The organism is Leeuwenhoekiella sp. MAR_2009_132 (assembly GCF_000687915.1).
In the GTDB taxonomy this organism is placed as follows: domain Bacteria; phylum Bacteroidota; class Bacteroidia; order Flavobacteriales; family Flavobacteriaceae; genus Leeuwenhoekiella.
Window position 1 is genome coordinate 1,054,057 of the sequence record NZ_JHZY01000002.1, and the last position, 20,461, is coordinate 1,074,517.

Consider the following 20,461-nt stretch of genomic DNA (forward strand, 5'->3'; position numbering starts at 1 on the left):
TTTTTTAGGAAGTAACCTTTCGGTTGAGACGGGAAATAAAGAAACTACTTATTAAAATTAAACTTCCTCCTAGGTAGGTATTCCACGTTAGTTTCTCATCTAAAACTAAAAAACTTAGAATCACAGCACTTAAAACTTCTAGATACATTAATGAAGTTGCTGTTGTGGCGTTTAAATGTTTTAAACCAAAGAAAAACAAACTAAAAACAACGATACCAATGAGTAATGCATAAAAAACTGCAATTCCTAATTGTGCCGGTACGGGTGTTTCCATAGTAAACAAAAAGGGTAGAAATAATAAGGCTCCACCTAAATTTTGAAAGAAAAGTAATTGTTTTTTATTATAGTTTGGGGTCTGTCGTTTAAAAATACAAACAAAAAAAGCATAACCTACAGCAGACATAATAGATGCCATCATCCCTACAAAATCATTAGATTCAAAACTAAATGGCTTGTTGAGATAGGTAATAGCTATGCCCACAAAGGCGAGAACCATTAAATATATCTGAGTTCTTTTTATTGGAGATTTATAAACTAAAGTTTCAATAAGCGTAACAAATAATGGGTAGACATAAAAGAGAACCACCGCATTACCAATTGAGGTATAAATAAAGGCAACTAGGTAAAAATATAGGCGTACAGCATTAATCACTGTCGCAAGAATGAGCATTTTATAATCTCCTGTAATCTTAATTTCTCTGTTGTAAATAAGAGAGGGAAGTAAAAAAAGAACGGGTACCCCAACTCTAAACCAGCCGATGGTACCCGTTGTTAAACTAGGCATTGCTTTTATAAGTATACCATTAAAACCTGCAATACAGGCCGCTATTACCACTGCGAATATTGCTTTTTTAGTCACTTATAAAATATATAGATTATGCTTCCTGCAATTCGCGTTTAGATTTGCGATAGGTATAGCTTGTGTAAATATTACGTTTTGCAAAACGCACTTGATTACCTGCATTGTGAAACTTTAAAAAGACATTACGCGGTACACCAAAATACTCATAGGTACTGCCATCTGTAAAGGTAATTTCAAGAAGAACTCCCTTATGCTGATAATCAACAATACCTTCAGAATTAATTACTGCTGTATAATTTTCTAAATTGGCAGCTGTAGTTTCTGGAGCGATACTTACTAAAAAGTGATATCCATCTATAATCTCCCGACTTTTTAACTCTGCTTCTTCTTTTAGTACGTCACCATCCTGAAATTTATCTGGATGCCATTCTTTTACAAGATTCCGGTAAGCCGTTTTAAGTTGCTTAAGATCAGCATTCTTATCTGTGTTAAATAATTTTCGGTAGGCTGTAATACGTTTCATTGCGTCATTTTTTAGAAGCCGCAAATCTAAGCTTTTTAAATCACGTAAAACATAGGTGTCATTATTATTCCCAAAGAGTTTATTTAAAACGATTAATGATGCTTATCAATTTAAGTTCAAATAGTTAACGTTGCCTAATCTATAAAGTATTTATGATTAATGAATAGCACATAATAAAAGGCTGTTGGGTCTAGTCTAAATCTTTCCACCACATATGAGTTTGACAGGTATTATTTAGATGCATAAGCTGTCCCAGTCTGGGTAATGTGTAGTTTAAATTATTTTCTATCGCATACCTTACAAACAAATCAGCTGGTTCTGTCCAACTGTGAAAGGCTAATTTAAATCCTGCCCAATGATAAGGCGTGGCAATTTTTACTTTTGCGTCTATTGCAGCTATAACACTTTCTCTAGGAAACATATGAATCTGGCTCCATTTCTCTCCGTATTGACCGCATTCAATAAATCCAAAATCAAAAGGTCCTAATTTCTCTCCTATATCTTTAAAATGAGCTCCAAATCCCCCATCACCAGAATGAAACAGGTTTTGGGTAGCTGTCTTAAAAACCCAACCACCCCAAAGAGATTTAGCACGATCCCGTAAACCCCGTCCCGAAAAGTGTCGGCTTGGGGTAAACGTAATTTTAATACCACTAAAAATTGAAACATCCCACCAGTCAAATTCTGTGATTTTATGATTAGGAACACCCCAGGCTTCCAGGTGTCGCCCACAACCCAGGGCGACATAATAGGATTTAATCTTTGGGATAAGTTTTCTAATACTGGCTAAATCTAAATGATCATAGTGGTCGTGCGTTAACAGCATCAGATCTATTTCGGGGAAATCATCAATTAGGTCTAGTGGATTTGCCGAAAAACGTCGTGTTTTCGCCGGAGAGATAGGTGAAGAATCCGGTCCTAGCATAGGATCTATTAAAAGTGTTTTGTTATTTATACGCATTAGATAAACCCCGTGCCCATACCAAATATATTTTATATCGTCTGAAGGTTTTAAGAATGCATCTAAATCAAAACTTTCAATTGCTAAATCTTGATTAGGAGCAGCCTGAGGGTCTTTCTCAAAGAATAATTTATATAACAGTCCAGGCATTTCAGTAATACCTACATCCATTGAAGTTTCTTCTAAATTTTGAAAGCTGCCATTGCGCCAATTTGGAGACTTCTCGTATCTGGCTTTTAATTCTGCAGTAATTTTACCACCAAATTGTTTAAACATCATTTTAAATTTAAGATCTGGATTTTCGCATACGTTTAGGACCATACCATAACCAGAAGCCGGTAATGGTAAATAAAATTAAAGAGAGACTCATAATAAGCGTATAAATAAGTTTTACATATCCGCCGGTACCTAAATAACTATCAATTATAGAGCCGTCGTGAATATTTTCTACCACATCAGATCTACGCTTTCCTATGCTTAAAACAGCTCCCGTGGCGCCATCTAATTGAATACCGTAATAGTGATTGGCAAAGATAAATTTGACAATACCTTTTTCATTCCGCACATCTATCCTATCTAATTCTTGAGATAATTCTGGTGATATTGATTCTCTTAGTACAGTCATTGCTTTTTCTTTTAGCTCTGATAATGGTAACCAGCGACTTAAATCTGAAGTAGTGCCCGTTTGAGTTTTAGGTAGTAATACATCTCCGCTATTCTTTTTAACACCTAAAAGTAATCCTGAAACTGAAATAATAAAAAAGAATACAAACAACACCGCTCCCATTGCTCTATGTACAGCGCGAAATTGCCTGAGTATCTTAGCCTGATTCTTTCTTTTTTGTTGTGAAGGCATACTTAAAAAAACACTTTTTATAATTTAGAAAAATCAAAAATAAATCATTGGTACAAGCCAGATTCCTAGTTCGTGTTAAACATCTGTACTATTCTGATTAATCTTAATTAGATTACTTTCGTAAAGCGAAAAAACACGTATTACATTGACAGATCATTCTCATTACTTACTTTTTAAACCTTACGGATATATTAGCCAAATAAGCAGTAATGATGAGCGTCAGGCTCGCAAAAAAAAATTTCTCGCAGAACTATATCATTGGCCTGATGGTATTATGCCCATTGGCCGTCTAGACGAGAAATCTGAAGGTTTATTGTTGATGACTACAGACGGTAAACTAAGTGATTACATAAACCGAAGCGGCATTGAAAAGGAATATTATGCGCTTGTAGATGGTGATCCTAGCGAAGAAACACTTGATTTATTACGCAGGGGCATTGAAATAGGTTTTGACGGAAAAAAATATACGACAAAACCGGCGGCTGTTAGGCGTCTTCAGGAAAAACCAAATTTTCCGGAACGCACAAAGAAAATACGCGATGCGCGCCACGGCCCTACAACCTGGTTAAGTATCACCATAAAAGAAGGAAAATTTAGACAGGTGCGTAAAATGACATCGGCTATAGATTGTCCTACATTACGCCTGGTACGCGTGCGCGTAGGTGATTTAAAATTAGAGAATATGAAGCCCGGTGTAGTTTTGATTTGGGATGGGGAAATATAGTTAAATGTAATACTATTATTTCTCTCAAATTAAGTACTAAAATATTTTAGGTATATTAAAAAACTTATTAACTATACAGATGAAACTATTAAGGTAGAGACTATTCATTTAGTGATGAATAGTCAGCGTTTTAATTACAAAATTCAAAGCTGAAATTAAATGTTTATTTTTTCTTGAATATCTTTAAATGACTCGCCAGTATTAGTTATCCATTCTGTCAAGCCGTTTGAATTTCTACCTAAAATCATATTGGATGCAGCGCTAGGACTATTAAAGACTGTGTCTTCTGTAAAGATTAGTTTATCTTCATAGTTGATTAATACATTAGTTTCCAAAAGTCTCTTCCTCATATTTCTATATGTTTCAGTACAAGATGGTGAAAGTTCTTTTTTGGCCACACTTCCCTTCTCTACTATAAACCCTTGATCCGTTTCTTTCATAATTGCAGAGTAGCTACTAGATTTAATTTTATAACTCTCGTGAACTTCAGGTTTATTATATTGTTCGAGAACAGTATTTGACTTTACAGTTGATGATATTAAAAATTTAAAACCCATTACTGGGAGTATTAGTTTCATTTGTTCTAAAAAATATTCCATATCAGAAATATCGGCCTCGTGAAGTGTAGGTATGCTAGGCGAATTTCCATTATCTATTTGAGCAGTTTTTGCATCAATAGCTAATTGAACTAGTCTTGATTCTAAGTATCTAATTTGTGTTTTGGTTAAAAGTTCATCTTTACTTATAAAAAATATTAGTTCTTTAAAATCCTTAGTACCGTCACCTAGGTGCTGTTTCAATCTTGATTTTACATTTTCAGCTTCACCTATATAAATTTTTTCATCAAATGCCTCGTCGGTAGGATCACCTTTAAGACAATAAATTCCAGGATTATTGAACTCATCACGATTAATTATTTTATTTATTGATGCTCGCGAACAATAAATTGCTTTTCCAACCCAATTACCTATTTCAGCTAGCCGTGGTCCATATGCTGTTCCATCAATCATAAAAACAGTTAGTTTTTTTCCCATATTTACAATTTCCCTGCTTCTATTTGTTTATGTGCATAATCAACTGCTCGCGCCGTTAATGCCATATAGGTAATACTAGGATTTTGGGTTCCGCTGCTGGTCATGCACGCACCATCGGTTACAAATACGTTAGGCACAGCGTGAATTTGATTCCATTTGTTAAGTACACTGGTCTTAGGATCATTACCCATACGAGCCGTTCCCATCTCGTGAATGCAAGCTCCGGGAGCCGTTACATTATTGTAATAGCTAATATCTTTACAACCTGCCGCTTCAAGCATTTCTACAGCGCATTTAACGCCATCCTCTCGCAATTTCATTTCATTGTCACGCAATTTTGCATCAAAAGTTATTATCGGGAGGCCGTGTTGATCTTTTTTATCGTGATTTAAAAACATACGATTCTCGTGGTAGGGTAGCATCTCGGCAAAACAAGCTACATTTATCTTATAAGGCCCCGGTTTAAAGATTTCAGCTTTTAGCGCTTCTCCTATTTGTTCTGGTGCAATATCAGTTTGTCTGGCAACCTGACCCTGATACCCAAACCCTCGTAAATATTCTTTTTGTTCTGTTTCTTTATCAATATTTCTAAATCGCGGAATATAGAATCCGTTAGGTTTACGGCCTTGATAATACGTATCTTCAAAACCTTCAAAGGTAGCGCTGGCTCCCATACCGTAATGATGATCCATAAGATTATGACCCAATTCACCACTATCATTGCCTAAACCGTTAGGAAAACGCTCAGAACGGCTGTTTAACAATAAAGCCGTGGTACCTATAGTGCTCGCGTTACAAAATATAATTTTTGCGTTGTATATAAATTCTTCTCCTGTATTTGCATCAAATACACGTACGCCGGTTGCACGCTCTGTATTGGGGTCATAAATTACTTCTGCTGCAATACTATCTGGACGTATGGTAAGATTTCCGGTCTCTTTAGCTACGGGTAATGTAGCTGACTGACTACTAAAATAAGCTCCAAACGGACAACCTCGCCAGCAACGATTGCGCGTTTGACATTGTCCTCGTGTTCCTAAATGTATTTCGGGATTGTATTCAGATAAATTAGCAACACGCCCCGGAGTAATAATACGCTCAGGATATTTTTCTTTTACCTTTTCTCTAAATGATTGCTCTGCACAGTTTAACTCAAAAGGCTTTAAAAATACACCGTCAGGAACCTGCTTTAAGCCTTCGGCCTGCCCGCTTACTCCTACAAATGTTTCTACTTGAGTATACCAGGGTTCAATATCTGCATAGCGTATAGGCCAGTCTACCCCAATGCCTTCTTTAGCATTTGCTTCAAAATCTATATCACTCCAGCGGTAGCAATGACGCCCCCACATAAGTGAACGACCACCTAAATGATGACCGCGAATCCAGTCAAAACGCTCTATCTCATCATAAGGATAATCGCTGTCTTTATTTATAAATGGTTTATTGTCTTGATTTACCCACCAGTTTAAGCGGTTTTGTTTAGTATAATGATCGTTAATCTCCTCTACCGGTACGCGCCCGTTATAAGGTAATTCCCAATTATCTTTATGTGCAGTATCATAATCTGTTATGTGTTCTATATTGCGACCACGCTCCAGAACTAGTGTTTTGTAACCTTTTTTACACAACTCCATTGCTGCATAACCGCCGCTGATACCAGATCCTACAACGATTGCATCATAAGTTGTAGGTACGTCTTTTTGAGTACTCATATTGCCCAGGCTTTTCCGTTAAGTTCTTCTAAGGATACACACGGCAAATAAGGACCGGGAACCGGAAGATAATTTAAATTATTTTTAGCTACTTTTTCTGTATTTAAATAGTAGTTAATTGATTGATTTTTAATATTATAAAACGACTCACGCGCAGTTTTAGTTGAAGTGTTTTTTTCTGAAAGTAAAGCGGTAACAATTAACTTTTGATCCTCAGGTTTTAAATCAATAAAATTTGAATCCTTTGCTGAATTTAAATAGGATTTTAAATCTGAAAATTGTGAATTAAATACATCTTGTTGCTTAGAATCATAAACTCCTGCAATCATATGGTCTATCATAGTATCTACCCCTACTGTAGATGCAGCCGGACTATCTTCACTTTCGGGAATAATAATATCTACCAGAACAGATACGATTGCAAAATCTTCTTCAGAGAAAAATTCAAGATTTGCATATTTTGGCTTTGTTTCTGTCTTACAACCTACTAGAAGATTGCTCACTAAAGGTGTAACAAAAAAGGCTCCTGTGCCCAAAGCCATTAATTTAATTGTATTCCTACGTTTCATAATTTACTTAAGATTCTAAACAGATTAAAAAGTACAAATATTAATTGGAAACCAATGAATAGGTGAAAATTAAAAATGGTTAATCTACTAAACCACCTTCTAGAACTTTAATTGCTCCTAATGCTGCTCGTTCTCCACTTATCATGGCTGCATTAAGCGAACCATTAAGCTGCTGATCTCCGGCTAAAAATATATTACTACTTAATCTGGTTTCAGTAGTTGCCATACTATAGCGCAAGTTAGATAGTTTAGGTAAGGCCTTAGTAATGCGGTAACGTTTTAAAAATCTACAATTCTCTATTTTGGCTTGTTGACTAAGCTCTTTTTTTATAGCATTTACGAGCTCTTGTTCAGAAAATTGATGCTCTTTAACCACCGACACCGAAAGTAAAGTCTTTGTCCCTTTAGATTGTGTTGCTATTGCTGTAGGATAGAAAATATTATTAATCAAACTATTTTCTTCTTGAAATAAACCAATTATAGGTTTTTCTAAAACCATTGTATCTACTTCAAAATATAAATTATCTACGCCTTTCCATTCAATTTGTTGGTTACTCAAATTGGCAATGAGAGGGCTTGCCTCGGTCGCAATAATAGTGCTGTCTGAATTAAGTAGACTACCATCTTCAAGAATTATAGACTCATTAGTTATCTGTTTAACTTTTGTATTAAATTTAAACGTTGTGTTCTTTAAGTTCGATTTTAATTGCTCTGAAATCGCTCCTATGCCCGCCTTAGGAATCACAGCAAGACCTTCACCAAACATTTTATATACAAACTCAAACATACGGCTTGAGGTCTGTAAATTTACTTCTAGAAAAATACCGCTAAAAAAAGGCTTGAAGAATGTATTAATTATGCGATTTGAAAAACCAAAATTTTGTAAATATTCTAAAGTGGTTTGCTCATTTGTACTAAATATTTCTTCCAGACTTTTAGCTGCAAGGTCATAATTGAGTTTTAATATTTTTATTTTATCTCGTATACTCCCTGCTGAAGCTAAAACTGTAGGTATTGCAAGACTTAATGCTCGTAAAGGATCGCCTAAGGTTTGTGAAGTACCATTTTTAAAAATTACTGCACCCGGCAATAATTTTTGTAAATCAAGTTTCTCATAATCTAAATATTCTTTGGCTTTAGGATATGCTTCTAGCATAACTTGAAAACCGTGATCTAATTGGTATCCTTCAATAATATCTGTCTTAACCCGCCCACCTACACGGTCTGTAGCTTCTAAAATTATAGGTAAATAACCGTGATTTTCTAGAATTTGAGCAGCAATTAAACCACTTATTCCTGCACCTACTATATAAATATTAATTTGATTTTTACTTTTCATAAAATGTGTGAGCTCTTTTTTTCTTGGGGTAAGCAACTAATAATTAAAGACCAATTTAACAATCAAAATCCGATTTTGATATCAAAAATGTATAGAAATAAATATTCATTCATTTTATTTGAAAGTCTTTTAACTAAAGATTAATCCTAACTTATTGACCATTAGAAAACATATCAATAATTTCATCAAAAATTATAACTTATGGATTTACTTGCTACTATTGCACAAATTGTTATCGCCGTTTCAATTGTTATCGTTTGGGTTTTTAGATGGGATAATATAGTAAAAGAGTTTAAGCAATATGGTTTATCAGACCTCACTCGTAATTGTGTAGGAGCATCTAAAATCGCATTATCTACTTTATTAATTGCGGGCATTTGGTATGAAGATTTAGCCGGAGTTCCTGCTTTGTTAATGGCCCTTTTAATGGTATGTGCTCAATTTGCGCATATTAAAGTGAAAAATCCTTTTCATAAATACATACCATCTCTTTTTCTTCTAATTCTAAGTCTATTTGTAGCTGCAGTACACTTAAACGTAATTAACTAGTGATCGTATATCAAGGTTTAGCATTAATTTCCGGTTTTAGTTTTTTAATTTATGGTATAAGCTGTTTGAGCACAGAGCAAATGAAAAATGAATTCATTCGCTTTAAACTTGCGAAATGGCGTACGCTCGTAGGTTTATTGCAAATTTTAGGAGGTCTGGGTCTTATTATCGGGGTTTTCATAAGCAATACACTCGTAGTGATTAGTGCCGGCGGGCTTGCTCTACTAATGCTTATGGGTTTTGTAACTCGCCTGTATATTAAAGATAGCGTGATTGCTTCATCCCCAGCTTTTATTTTTATGATTATCAATAGCCTGTTAGTTTTTGCATTTTCAACAACCTAAAAGAATTTAAGTTAATGAAAACACTTAATATTTACGGAAAACCATTACAGGCCTGTTGTTTCAATCCTAAAACAGGTTACTTTAGAGATGGTTACTGTAGAACTATTGAAGAAGATTATGGTACACACATACTTTGTGCAGTTGTCACTGAAGAGTTTTTGACATATTCTGCGTCTAAAGGAAATGACCTTATGACACCTATACCACATTGGGATTTTCCCGGTTTAAAACCCGGTGATTCCTGGTGTTTATGTATTAGCAGATGGCTTGAAGCAGAAAAGAAGGGAGTAGCTCCCAGATTAAATCTGGAAGCCTGTCACCAGGATGCTTTAAACTACACTACGCTAGCTAAATTAGAAGCGTATGCTATTTAACTAAAATTATTTTTTATTCCGGCGGTTGTAGTTTTTATCACCACGGGTCTTTGGCTTTTTATACTTTTTAGCGATTTCCCTGCGGTAGCTTCCACCCTGATTAACTTTCTTGTTTTTTTCACTTTTCTCGTGAAAACTTGCACCTCGCTCGTCATTGCGTTTTGAAGGATTATTAATTTCAACATATTCTGGCTCCTCTTCAGGTAGCAGACGTATTGAAGTTTCTAGATCTTCAGGCAACTCATATTGGGTAATTTTCATTCCCATTAATGCTTCAATCTCTTCTCGTTTTTCAAGCTCTGAAGGAGTACCCATCAGAATACTTTTTCCGGTCTCTCCAGCCCTACCGGTACGACCTATACGGTGCATATAATTTTCAGGAAAACGAGGTACATCCATATTAAATACGTGGGTAACCTGATCTAAATCAAGACCACGAGCCATCACATCTGTCGTCACCAGAATTCGGTAACTTCCTGCATCAAATTGCCCAATTGCATTTATACGGTAGTTTTGAGTTTTATTTGCGTGTATTACTCCTACTTCGCTTCCGTAGACCTCTTGTAGAACGGTGTATAGTCTATCTGCGTGCTTTTTATTAGAAACAAAGACAAGGTTTTTAGAATATTCTTGTTTGTCTTTTAAAAGCTTTATAAGCAGATTTGCTTTTGTGTAAAAGTTGGTCAATTCATAATATCGTTGCTCAATAGATTCTAGTGGAGTACCACTTAACGCTACCTGAATACGTTCTGGAGCCGTAAAAAAAGTGTCCATTAGTTCATCAACTTCATCAGTCATGGTTGCAGAAAACATGATATTTTGTCTGCGCGGAGGCATTAGATCAAAAATATTAACCAGTTGATATCTAAAACCAAGATCAAGCATTACGTCTACTTCATCTATAATAAGCTGTTTAACAGACTTAAGTTCTAGATTACGACTTACAACAAGATCATATAAACGCCCTGGTGTGGCAACTACGATATCACAACCCTGCGCCACCTCTTGCCTTTGTATATTAATATTTGCACCACCATAAATACCTAAAACTCGAATTGAGCTGTATTTACCATAGCTTTCTATCTGCTCCACAACCTGTATAACCAGTTCACGAGTGGGAACCATTATTAAGACACGCGGATTAACTTGCTTTGAAAATTTTAAACCTTCAAGTATAGGTAGCATGTAAGCAAAAGTCTTACCAGTACCTGTTTGAGCAATACCTACAACATCGCGTCCAGAGCGCACAACAGAAAAGGCTTCTTGTTGTATAGGAGTGGGTTGTGTAAAGCCAAGATCTTCTATGGCGTATCGTAATTGCTTATTTATTTTAAAATCTTCAAAAGACTGCATGTAAGTAATTTTGCCGCAAAGGTACGTTTTTAAACCTGTAGGTTTTTCCAGAATTTAAAACCCATTTATCGCTAAAGCAGAAACTAGCCTAAGAAGGAATCTGTTGACTCAAACAATGTAAGGTTCCCAGTCCCCAAATAAGGTCAAGTGCGCCAATGCCTATTATCTTTTTATCTGGAAAGATTTCTGCAAGCGTATTTAACGCAATTCGGTCATTAGGGTCATTAAATGTAGGGACCAAAACAGAATTGTTAAGTATCAAAAAATTAGCATAACTCGCCGGAAGCCTTAATTTATCATAATCTATTCGTTTAGGCATAGGCAATGTTATGATTGTAGGACTGCTTCCATCCTCAAGCTTTGCCTCTTTTAAACGTATGAGATTTTCTTGTAATGGAGCGTAATTAGCATCTGAAGGATCTTCCTCTACCACAGCTACAATAGTTGTAGCATTAACAAATCTGCAAATGTCATCTATATGGCCGTGTGTATCATCACCTGCAATACCTTTATTTAACCAGATGGTATTTGTAATCCCAAAGTAGGTATTAAAAATAGCCTCATAATCTTCTTTAGTGAAATCGGCATTACGCACTTGAATCTCAGTATCGAGCAGGCATTCTTCAGTAGTGATTAATGTTCCTCTACCATTTGTGTCTATTGCGCCGCCTTCAAGAATTACAGATTTACCGTTATAAACTACAGGTGTTAGTGGTATTCCTAAAAATTCTGAAACCCGCTTCGGTATTTGCTTATCAAGGCGGTAATTTCCATACTTTGCCCACCCATTAAAGTTGAAGTTTAAAGCTTCACGTTCTCTATTATTTTTAACTATAATAGGGCCGCTATCGCGCATCCAGCTTCGGTTTGTTTTTTGTACAATAAATGTAACCTTACTTAAATTAGCGTGTGCAGCCTCGAGAAGTTCGACAACCTTAGCCTTAAGGTTTTCACTCTTTACAATTAGAAAAACTGTTTCAGTCTCTGCTATTTTTTTAATAAAATCTGCAAACACAAACTGAATGGTTTGATATTTACCCGGCCAGTCGTCTCCATTGCTAGGAAAACACAATAAAATTCCTTGCTGATTTTCCCATTCTGCCGGTAAACGTCTGGTGTTTTTCATATTTAATCGAGTGCTCGCTTAGTTATTTCTCCGTAAAAATCTATTCTTCGATCTCTAAAGAATGGCCAGTTTTGGCGCACATTTTCTTGTAAATCAAGATCTATTTCAGCCATTAAAATCTCTTCTTTATCTGCAGAAGCCTGTGCTAAAATTTCACCCTGGGGCCCACAAATAAATGATTGCCCCCAAAACTCAATACCCTTTGTACCCGGTACATATTGCTCTAGACCTATGCGATTTGCTGCCGCTACATATACCCCATTTGCAACGGCGTGACCTTTCATAACATTCATCCATGCTCCGTGTTGATTAACCCCGTACTGTTCTTTTTCTTGCGGATGCCAGCCAATTGCTGTGGGATAAAATAAAACTTCAGCCCCTTGAAGTGCGGTTAGTCGAGCCGCTTCCGGGTACCACTGATCCCAACATATTAAGGTACCCAGATCGGCCTTTTTAGTTTTTATAGTTTTAAAACCCAGATCTCCCGGTGTGAAATAAAATTTCTCATAAAAATGAGGATCATCGGGAATATGCATCTTTCGGTATAACCCTGCCTCGGTACCATCTGTATCAATTATATAGGCACTATTGTGGTAAATACCACTCATTCTCTTTTCAAAAAAAGGGACAATTAACACTACTCCCAGTTCTTTAGCAAGCGCACTAAATGCTGTAAATGAAATATCATAAAGAGGTTCTGCATATTTAAAATTTGCTACATCCTCATCCTGACAAAAATAATGGCTGCTATACAACTCTGGTAAGCTAATAACTTCAGCCCCTTTAGCCGCAGCATCACGCACCCACGATTTACACTTTTCAAGGTTATTTTCTGGAGTGTTATTTAAGTTCAATTGCAATACTGCAATCGTATATTTTCTAGCTTTCATATGAAACAAGTTTACTAATTAATTTGATTCTCAACTCAAGATAAATATTGAATATTAAGGCTCTGTGCAATAATTATTTTATTATTATTTAAACGCAGTAAAAATGCAAAATGTTTAAAAAGAAACAACTGTTTTTAACTAATCTACACTTCAAAACATGACCTGATGATTTTGAAATGTATTTCAAAGTCAAAAAGAATGCGGTCTGCAGAAAAATACCGTTTTTTACAAAAAAAGTTTTTATGCAATCCCAGATAGATAAAACCACACTTTTAACCACGCTAAAGACCTATTTTGGTTACGATAGTTTTAGAAATCAACAGGCTGAAATTATACAAACGGTACTTGATGGGAAAGACGCTATCGTTATTATGCCTACTGGTGGTGGAAAATCTATTTGTTTTCAGCTGCCTGCATTGTTATTTAAAGGTTTTACGCTGGTAATATCTCCATTAATCGCGCTGATGAAAGATCAGGTTGATGGGTTAAAAGCTAATGGTATTGAGGCAGACTTTTACAACAGTAGCCAGACTGCACAAGAACAGCAAGATATTATTGCACGTGCTGCAGAGGGTAAACTGAAGCTTTTGTATGTAGCTCCAGAAAGTTTATCTGGTTTAACACCATTATTAAGTGAAACCTACATAAGTATGATTGCCATAGATGAAGCACATTGTATTTCTTCCTGGGGACACGATTTTAGGCCTTCATATCAGCAATTGGGTTTTTTAAAGAAATCCTTACCAAATACGCCGGTAATCGCTTTAACGGCTACAGCAGATAAAGCAACACGACGTGATATTGCAGACCAACTTACGATCTCCAATGCGCAGCAATTCTTAAGCTCTTTTGACCGTCCTAACATAGAATTAGAAGTACGCGCAGCAGATAAGCGTTTAGATCAAATCAAACAATTTTTAAAAAAGCGACCCAACACCAGCGGTATAATTTATTGCCTAAGTAGAAAAACCACCGAGAGCGTATCAGACTCGCTAAATGCTATAGGTATAAAATCTACTTCATATCACGCAGGTCTAGATTTTGAAGAGCGCACTAGTGTACAGGAAGACTTTATTTATGACAAAACTCAGGTAGTCTGTGCAACTGTAGCCTTTGGTATGGGTATCGATAAATCTAACGTTAGGTGGGTTATACATTATAATATGCCTAAAAACCTTGAGGGATATTATCAGGAAATTGGACGAGCAGGACGTGATGGTTTAAAGTCAAACGCACTGCTTTTTCACAGTTATGCAGATGTTTTACAATTAAAGCGATTTACGCAGGGTGCAGCTAATGAAGAAGTACAAAATGCAAAGTTAGACCGTATGAAGCAATATGCTGAAGCTACAACTTGCAGAAGAAAAATTTTATTGAGTTATTTTGGTCAGTTTTTAGAAGAAGATTGTGGCAATTGTGATGTATGTAAAAATCCGCCTCAATTTTTTGACGGTACCGTAATTGCACAAAAAGCATTGTCAACTATCGCCAGAGCTAAAGAAACTCAACCTATAGGAACCTTAATAGATGTGCTTAGAGGAGCTAAAAATGCAGCTGTATTGGATAAAGAATTAGACACATTAAGTACTTACGGTATAGGTGCAGATATATCGTGGAAAGATTGGCAACATTATTTTTTACAATTAATAAATCAGGGATATTGCGAGATAGCCTTTCATTTGCGTAACAGTTTACATCTTACTACATCTAGTAAAGCCGTTTTATTTGAAGGAAAAAAAGTAAGACTCACGGAACCGGTTGATAATCCTACTCCAGAAGTAATCACCTCAGATAAACCAAAGACTAAAAAGGCTAATGCCCTGTTTGAAAAGTTACGCATGCTTCGGGCGGAAATTGCCAAAGAAGAAAATATTCCTGCATATCTTGTTTTTAGCGATAAAACACTTCAGGAAATGGAGCGTGCACGACCTACTACTGAAATGGAACTTTTAGAAATAAGTGGTGTTGGCCAGCGTAAATTAGAAGTTTATGGTGATGAATTTATTAAAGCAATTTTAAAATTTCAGTCTGAAAAACTAAAGAAAAAGGGAAGTAAAACCGCTACCCATCAGGTCACTTATAATCTTCTTAAAGAAGGCCTTTCTATTGAAGAAATCTCCAAAAAGCGTGACTTAAAAGACACAACCATTTATTCACATATTGCTAAATTAGCTTTGGATGGAGAACCTATTGATTTGTTTCAATTTGTAAGCAATACTGAAGTAGAACAAATTAAAAAAGCAAAAATTGCCCTTGAAAATCCTGAAACCTTAAAGGCCTATTATGAATATTTTGAAGAAAAGATTGAATATTATAAGATAAGATTGGGGTTATCTATTTTAGAAATGTCTAACCTTTAACGCACCTGTTCTATAGTACAAAACGAGTCGTAGCCTGCTGCAGCACCCGCAATACTCACATTCACTAATGAGTATAACCTAAAATCTATTTTTTCACCGGCGGTCAGTTGTACCAAGGTAGATACAGAACGTGTAGGTGGTGAGACATTAGTTAAAACCACTGAAACATTAACAAAACGCTCTTCGGCTATTTTTGTTGAACTTGTGCCGGCAGAATTAGTTTTATAAATAGCCAAACCCAAATCACCCACACTAAGGCTTGAGGTTTTTATCTGTGCAGCGACACGATATATGCCCGCATCGGTTGCTGTAAAAACACCTGTTGTAGCATTAAATTCATCTTTAATATCAAAATCTTCAGAATTAAAAACAATCGGAATATATGATAATAGAGCTACAGCAAAATTTGACGTTAATTTTGCTTTTACGAGCGATTTTTCAACATTAGCTAATATTTTTTTTGCTGCCACACGATGTAATACACCCCTCCCATCAAAAACAGCTATAGAATCTTTAGCTGCAAAATCATTACCTTCATTATAATTGCGCACTCGTAGTGCACCATTCACATCAAGCATAACATCTGGATGAGGCACAGTCGTTCCGATTCCTACTTGAGAAAAAAGTGAGGCAGAATACAGAGTAAATAGTATTAATATTTTACGCATAATAGCAGTATTTAATAACTACTCTAAATTCTCAATAAATGCGTTTAAAAGCAAATAATACAGTTTAAGTGCTTTATTGATTCAAAAATGATTAACTAAAACATTTTACTAAACACGTCTAGCATTTGAGATTTTCCGAGTTAAATTGGGAGTTCCCTGTTTGTACAAGTATTAATTTAGATTTGTAGGCATATTCTTTCGTTAATAATTCATAAAAAACGCAATTTTGAATATTTTACTTGTAATTACCTATGAATTTTTAGACTTTCCCTAATTTGTATGGAATTGGCCTAATTTTTATACTACTCCACTACTCTTGACTCAATTTTATGCTTATTTAAAATCGGATTCTGCCGTAAATCGCAAAATGTGATTGTTTAATTTTAAGATTACTTAACGGAGTTTTAGCAAATAATTGACTCTGCTAAGATTTTGCATGAATTACTTTTAGAAAAAATAGACAAATGATAAAGCCAGATACACAAGTACCCGAATTAGAAATTGACTTAATTAATGACACTACCTGGAAATTAAGCGCACAGAAACCTGAAAAATATACATTAATTGTATTTTACAGAGGTCTGCACTGTCCTATATGCAAAAAACAACTTCAGGATTTAACTTCTAAAACAGAAGATTTTAAATCTAGAGGTGTAAACATTATTGCAATAAGTATGGATACCCAGAAAAGAGCCAAACTTTCTCAAGAAAAATGGGAAACCGATAACTTACCAATAGGCTATGGATTAAGTGAAGATAAAGCTCGTGAATGGGGATTATACATTTCACACGCCGTTAAAGATGCCGAACCCGATGTATTTTCAGAACCCGGTATGTTCTTAGTTCGTACCGATGGCACACTATATTTTTCTTCTATACAAACCATGCCTTTTGCAAGACCAGATTTAGAAGCCGTTTTAAAATCCATAGATTTTGTTGAAAAAGAAGATTATCCTGCTCGCGGAGGAAAATAGAAGATGTTTTTATAAAATAAAAAGCCCTGTAAATATGATTTACGGGGCTTTTTTAGTTTTACAATAAACTTTTCTTGGTTTACTTCTTTCTATTTAACAGTACCTGTTCAATATCATTGAGACCAAAACCTTTTGCCTTAAGAAGTATTAAATAATGAAAAAGCAAATCTGCACTTTCATTAAGAAATAAATTATCGTCATTATCTTTCGCCTCGATAACTACTTCTACGGCTTCTTCTCCCACCTTCTGAGCTATTTTATTGATTCCTTTTCTAAACAAATCTGCAACATAGCTTTTCTCGTTATCCTGGTTGGCTTTACGTTCTGCAATGGTTTTTTCAAGATCGCTAAAGAACCCAAAATCTTGTGTATTTGTATCACCCCAGCAATTATCTGTACCTGTATGACAAGTAGGTCCTTGTGGATTTACAGTGATTAATAAAGTATCATTATCACAATCATTTTTTATAGAAACAAGATGTAAAAAATTACCACTTTCTTCACCTTTTGTCCATAAGCGTTGCTTACTGCGGCTAAAAAAAGTAACCTTCTTAGTCTCATTTGTTTTGAGATAGGCCTCCTCGTTCATATAACCTAACATCAATACCGTTTTGGTTTTGGCATCTTGTATAATTGCAGGAACTAAACCCTTCTCATTGTATGTAATTTTCATAATACTGGTATTATTTCGCCGCTGCGAAATTTCTAGTTATATCCTTACCGGAATATTTTTATTTTTTAATTCGAGTTTTAACTCGGGAATATCAATCTCGTGAAAATGAAATACACTTGCAGCCAGGGCTGCATCAGCTTTCCCATTTATAAATGTATCTGTAAAGTGTTGCATATTTCCTGCACCACCCGAAGCGATAATTGGAATGTTAAGCAAATCGCTCAATTTTGCCAGCGCATCATCTGCAAATCCATTTTTTGTACCGTCGTGGTCCATCGAAGTAAATAAAATCTCCCCGGCTCCACGCATTTCAACTTCTTGTGCCCACTCAAAAAGATCTAATTCTGTTGGCACTTTACCGCCTACTAGATGCACCGTCCATTTACCTTCAATCTGTTTTGCATCAATGGCTACAACAACACATTGCGAACCAAACTTAGCCGCAAGATCATTGATTAACTGCGGATTTTTAACTGCGGAAGAGTTAATAGAAACTTTATCTGCACCATTCTGAAGCAAAATATCTACATCCGCTACAGAAGAGATACCACCACCTACTGTAAACGGTATATTTATTTTTTCAGCAACTCGCAAAACCAAATCTGCTAATGTTTTACGACGCTCCTCAGTTGCCGAAATATCGAGAAAAACGAGTTCGTCTGCACCTGTTTCAGCATACTTCGCAGCCAGTTCTACCGGATCACCGGCATCGCGTAAATCGACGAAATTAACCCCTTTTACAGTTCTGCCGTTTTTAATATCTAAACAGGGTATGATACGTTTTGTAAGCATTTTATATCTATTCTTTAATTTCCGCTTGGGCGGAAAACTCATTTCTAACCGTAATTATTTATTCAGAATAAAACCTTCCAATTGCTTCATTGAGATTCTACCCTCATAAATAGCTTTTCCTATTATGGTTCCTTCGCAGCCCAGTTCTGCAAGTTTAGGAAGTTCATCAAATGTAGAAATTCCTCCTGAGGCGATAAGTTTTAAATTTTCAGTTTCTTCTAAAATACGCTTATATAAATCAAAAGAAGGTCCTTCTAACATCCCGTCTTTACTGATGTCTGTGCAAATTACATAAGAAACACCTTCTAACTGATAGCCTTGTATAAAAGGAATCAATTCTTCTTTTGATTCTTCTAACCAGCCACTTACCGCAACTTTTTCATCTTTAGCATCTGCTCCCAAAATTATTTTTTGATTTCCAAATTTTGACAACCAACTCTTAAAAGTCTCCCGATCTTTAACGGCAATGCTTCCACCGGTAATTTGGTTTGCTCCACTTTCAAAAGCCACTCGTAAATCATCATCAGTCTTTAAACCGCCACCAAAATCGATTTTAAGGCTGGTTTGCGACGCTATTTGCTCTAAAACCTTATGGTTTACAATATGCTTGCTTTTAGCACCATCAAGGTCTACCAAGTGTAAATACTGTATTCCGTGGGCTTCAAATTCCTTTGCTACTTCAAGCGGATGTTCATTGTATATTTTCTTGGTATCATAGTCGCCTTTAGAAAGACGCACGCATTTACCATCTATGATATCTATTGCCGGGATTAATCTCATTCTATAATCTATAATTCATTATTTATTGTTTCTAATTCAAAGTGTTAGGCTCTAACGTTTAAACTTTGAACCTTTAAATTCAGAATTCTTGAGGTAATTCATAAAACCACCTATTTTATTTTGTAATTCTTGGCATTTAGAGCTGCATTCATCAAACTGATTTTTCGAAATTAATGCTTTATCAGAAGATCTATAAAGTTGAGATTTCAATTCTCCGGCACTACCTTTTGAGTAACTTAAAAAAACAATAAACTCTCTGTTTCCATCACGATCAAAACCTTCGGCTATATTATCCATAATTGAACCTGAACTTCTTTCCATTTGATTTCTAAGCGAATAATTTTTTCCTAAATCAGTATTTAAAAAAAGCTGCTCTATATCAATACATATTAAACGTGCAAGTTGCCATATTTCTAAATCCTCAAAGCGTTTAATCGTACCCATTTTTTAATAACAAATTAGAAATAATAAATTCTAAATATTTAAAAAATTCTTCAAAATCTGTTCTCCTACAACACCTGACTTCTCGGGGTGAAATTGCACGCCGTAAAAGTTATCTTTTTGTAATGCGGAAGCATAATCTACCTCATAATGCGTTGTCGCGATCATCTCCTTGCATTTTGGTGCATAAAAACTATGAACCAAATACATATGCGCATTCTCAGAAATATCTTTAAATAATTGACTTTCTAAACTCGAAATTTCATTCCATCCTATTTGCGGTACTTTGACACTTTTTGAAAATTTAATAACTTCTGTATCAAATATTCCTAAACCACTTGTATCTCCTTCTGTAGAATGTTTACACATTAATTGCATACCCAGGCAAATACCTAAAACAGGTTGCTTTAAAGTTGGTATTAATTTATCTAATCCGGTAGATCGCAGTTTTGCCATTGCACTACTCGCCTCTCCTACTCCCGGGAAAATCACCTTATCGGCTGCTTTAATTTCTTCAGCATCATCAGATAGAACTGCTTCAATACCCAACCGCTGAAAAGCAAACTTGATACTTTGTATGTTTCCGGCACCGTAGTTTATAATTACTAATTTCATTT

The 20,461-nt window shown here is 35.5% G+C and carries 23 protein-coding genes; 6 read left to right on the forward strand and 17 right to left on the reverse strand.

Features of this window, described 5'->3' with window-relative positions; genetic code table 11:
• Positions 1-4: 4 nt before the first annotated feature.
• The 4 genes from P164_RS04560 to P164_RS04575 all read right to left on the reverse strand — a co-directional run bounded on the left by P164_RS04560 (position 5) and on the right by P164_RS04575 (position 3,142).
• Complete coding sequence (locus P164_RS04560; RefSeq protein WP_028375286.1) at positions 5-859, reverse strand: DMT family transporter; 855 nt, start codon at positions 857-859, stop codon at positions 5-7.
• A 16-nt stretch (positions 860-875) separates the two neighbouring features.
• A complete protein-coding gene (locus P164_RS04565; protein ID WP_028375287.1) occupies positions 876-1,325 on the reverse strand; it encodes a KTSC domain-containing protein in 450 nt (149 codons plus the stop codon).
• Positions 1,326-1,515: 190 nt separating this feature from the next.
• A complete protein-coding gene (locus tag P164_RS04570; RefSeq protein WP_028375288.1) occupies positions 1,516-2,565 on the reverse strand; it encodes an MBL fold metallo-hydrolase in 1,050 nt (349 codons plus the stop codon).
• Positions 2,566-2,572: 7 nt separating this feature from the next.
• Entirely contained in the window at positions 2,573-3,142 is a 570-nt protein-coding gene (locus P164_RS04575) for a PepSY-associated TM helix domain-containing protein (RefSeq protein ID WP_028375289.1), read from the reverse strand.
• Positions 3,143-3,287: 145 nt separating this feature from the next.
• Here P164_RS04575 and P164_RS04580 point away from each other — a divergent pair, with 145 nt between their 5' ends.
• Complete coding sequence (locus P164_RS04580) at positions 3,288-3,866, forward strand: pseudouridine synthase (protein WP_117434297.1); 579 nt, start codon at positions 3,288-3,290, stop codon at positions 3,864-3,866.
• 155 nt (positions 3,867-4,021) lie between these two features.
• On the opposite strand, the gene P164_RS04585 is transcribed toward P164_RS04580, so the two are convergent.
• From P164_RS04585 to P164_RS04600, 4 genes are all read right to left on the reverse strand, one after another.
• Positions 4,022-4,900: a GIY-YIG nuclease family protein gene (locus P164_RS04585; protein WP_028375290.1), complete on the reverse strand. Its 879-nt coding sequence runs from the start codon at positions 4,898-4,900 to the stop codon at positions 4,022-4,024.
• A 2-nt stretch (positions 4,901-4,902) separates the two neighbouring features.
• Complete coding sequence (locus P164_RS04590) at positions 4,903-6,612, reverse strand: GMC oxidoreductase (protein ID WP_028375291.1); 1,710 nt, start codon at positions 6,610-6,612, stop codon at positions 4,903-4,905.
• Positions 6,609-7,181, reverse strand: a complete 573-nt coding sequence (locus P164_RS04595; RefSeq protein WP_081817313.1) for a gluconate 2-dehydrogenase subunit 3 family protein — start codon at positions 7,179-7,181, stop codon at positions 6,609-6,611. The genes P164_RS04590 and P164_RS04595 overlap by 4 nt, the downstream gene beginning before the upstream one ends.
• Positions 7,182-7,260: 79 nt before the next feature.
• Positions 7,261-8,520, reverse strand: coding sequence for an NAD(P)/FAD-dependent oxidoreductase (locus tag P164_RS04600; RefSeq protein ID WP_028375293.1), 1,260 nt, complete (start codon positions 8,518-8,520; stop codon positions 7,261-7,263).
• A gap of 201 nt (positions 8,521-8,721) precedes the next feature.
• On the opposite strand from P164_RS04600, the gene P164_RS04605 reads away from it, so the two are divergent.
• The 3 genes from P164_RS04605 to P164_RS04615 are packed head-to-tail and all read left to right on the forward strand — an operon-like array spanning position 8,722 to position 9,787.
• Positions 8,722-9,069, forward strand: coding sequence for a DoxX family protein (locus P164_RS04605; RefSeq protein WP_028375294.1), 348 nt, complete (start codon positions 8,722-8,724; stop codon positions 9,067-9,069).
• Positions 9,069-9,413, forward strand: a complete 345-nt coding sequence (locus P164_RS04610) for a DoxX family protein (protein ID WP_035899346.1) — start codon at positions 9,069-9,071, stop codon at positions 9,411-9,413. Before P164_RS04605 ends, P164_RS04610 begins: the two co-directional genes overlap by 1 nt.
• 14 nt (positions 9,414-9,427) lie before the next feature.
• Positions 9,428-9,787, forward strand: a complete 360-nt coding sequence (locus tag P164_RS04615) for a DUF2237 family protein (protein WP_028375296.1) — start codon at positions 9,428-9,430, stop codon at positions 9,785-9,787.
• A 6-nt stretch (positions 9,788-9,793) separates the two neighbouring features.
• Here P164_RS04615 and P164_RS04620 read toward each other — a convergent pair whose 3' ends face one another.
• The 3 genes from P164_RS04620 to P164_RS04630 all read right to left on the reverse strand — a co-directional run bounded on the left by P164_RS04620 (position 9,794) and on the right by P164_RS04630 (position 13,156).
• Positions 9,794-11,140, reverse strand: a complete 1,347-nt coding sequence (locus P164_RS04620; protein ID WP_028375297.1) for a DEAD/DEAH box helicase — start codon at positions 11,138-11,140, stop codon at positions 9,794-9,796.
• A gap of 88 nt (positions 11,141-11,228) precedes the next feature.
• Positions 11,229-12,266, reverse strand: coding sequence for an agmatine/peptidylarginine deiminase (locus P164_RS04625; protein ID WP_028375298.1), 1,038 nt, complete (start codon positions 12,264-12,266; stop codon positions 11,229-11,231).
• 2 nt (positions 12,267-12,268) lie between these two features.
• Positions 12,269-13,156, reverse strand: a complete 888-nt coding sequence (locus P164_RS04630) for a carbon-nitrogen hydrolase (protein WP_028375299.1) — start codon at positions 13,154-13,156, stop codon at positions 12,269-12,271.
• Positions 13,157-13,398: 242 nt separating this feature from the next.
• Between P164_RS04630 and recQ the strand changes: the two genes are divergently transcribed.
• A complete protein-coding gene (gene recQ / locus P164_RS04635; protein ID WP_028375300.1) occupies positions 13,399-15,516 on the forward strand; it encodes a DNA helicase RecQ in 2,118 nt (705 codons plus the stop codon).
• Here the strand turns inward: recQ and P164_RS04640 are convergent.
• Positions 15,513-16,184, reverse strand: a complete 672-nt coding sequence (locus P164_RS04640; protein WP_028375301.1) for a hypothetical protein — start codon at positions 16,182-16,184, stop codon at positions 15,513-15,515. The two genes, recQ and P164_RS04640, sit on opposite strands and share 4 nt — an antisense overlap.
• Positions 16,185-16,648: 464 nt before the next feature.
• On the opposite strand from P164_RS04640, the gene P164_RS04645 reads away from it, so the two are divergent.
• A complete protein-coding gene (locus P164_RS04645) occupies positions 16,649-17,158 on the forward strand; it encodes a peroxiredoxin-like family protein (protein WP_028375302.1) in 510 nt (169 codons plus the stop codon).
• A 79-nt stretch (positions 17,159-17,237) separates the two neighbouring features.
• On the opposite strand, the gene hisIE is transcribed toward P164_RS04645, so the two are convergent.
• Genes hisIE through hisH form a run of 5 tightly spaced genes read right to left on the reverse strand, consistent with a single transcriptional unit; the run spans position 17,238 to position 20,459 of the window.
• Entirely contained in the window at positions 17,238-17,861 is a 624-nt protein-coding gene (hisIE, locus tag P164_RS04650; RefSeq protein WP_262490362.1) for a bifunctional phosphoribosyl-AMP cyclohydrolase/phosphoribosyl-ATP diphosphatase HisIE, read from the reverse strand.
• 6 nt (positions 17,862-17,867) lie between these two features.
• Positions 17,868-18,623 carry an imidazole glycerol phosphate synthase subunit HisF gene (hisF, locus tag P164_RS04655; RefSeq protein WP_028375304.1) on the reverse strand — a complete coding sequence of 252 codons (756 nt, stop codon included), beginning with the start codon at positions 18,621-18,623 and terminating at the stop codon, positions 17,868-17,870.
• A gap of 54 nt (positions 18,624-18,677) precedes the next feature.
• Complete coding sequence (gene hisA, locus P164_RS04660; RefSeq protein WP_028375305.1) at positions 18,678-19,403, reverse strand: 1-(5-phosphoribosyl)-5-[(5-phosphoribosylamino)methylideneamino]imidazole-4-carboxamide isomerase; 726 nt, start codon at positions 19,401-19,403, stop codon at positions 18,678-18,680.
• A gap of 51 nt (positions 19,404-19,454) precedes the next feature.
• Positions 19,455-19,847: a four helix bundle protein gene (locus P164_RS04665; RefSeq protein ID WP_028375306.1), complete on the reverse strand. Its 393-nt coding sequence runs from the start codon at positions 19,845-19,847 to the stop codon at positions 19,455-19,457.
• Positions 19,848-19,877: 30 nt separating this feature from the next.
• Positions 19,878-20,459, reverse strand: a complete 582-nt coding sequence (gene hisH, locus P164_RS04670; RefSeq protein WP_028375307.1) for an imidazole glycerol phosphate synthase subunit HisH — start codon at positions 20,457-20,459, stop codon at positions 19,878-19,880.
• Positions 20,460-20,461: the final 2 nt, after the last annotated feature.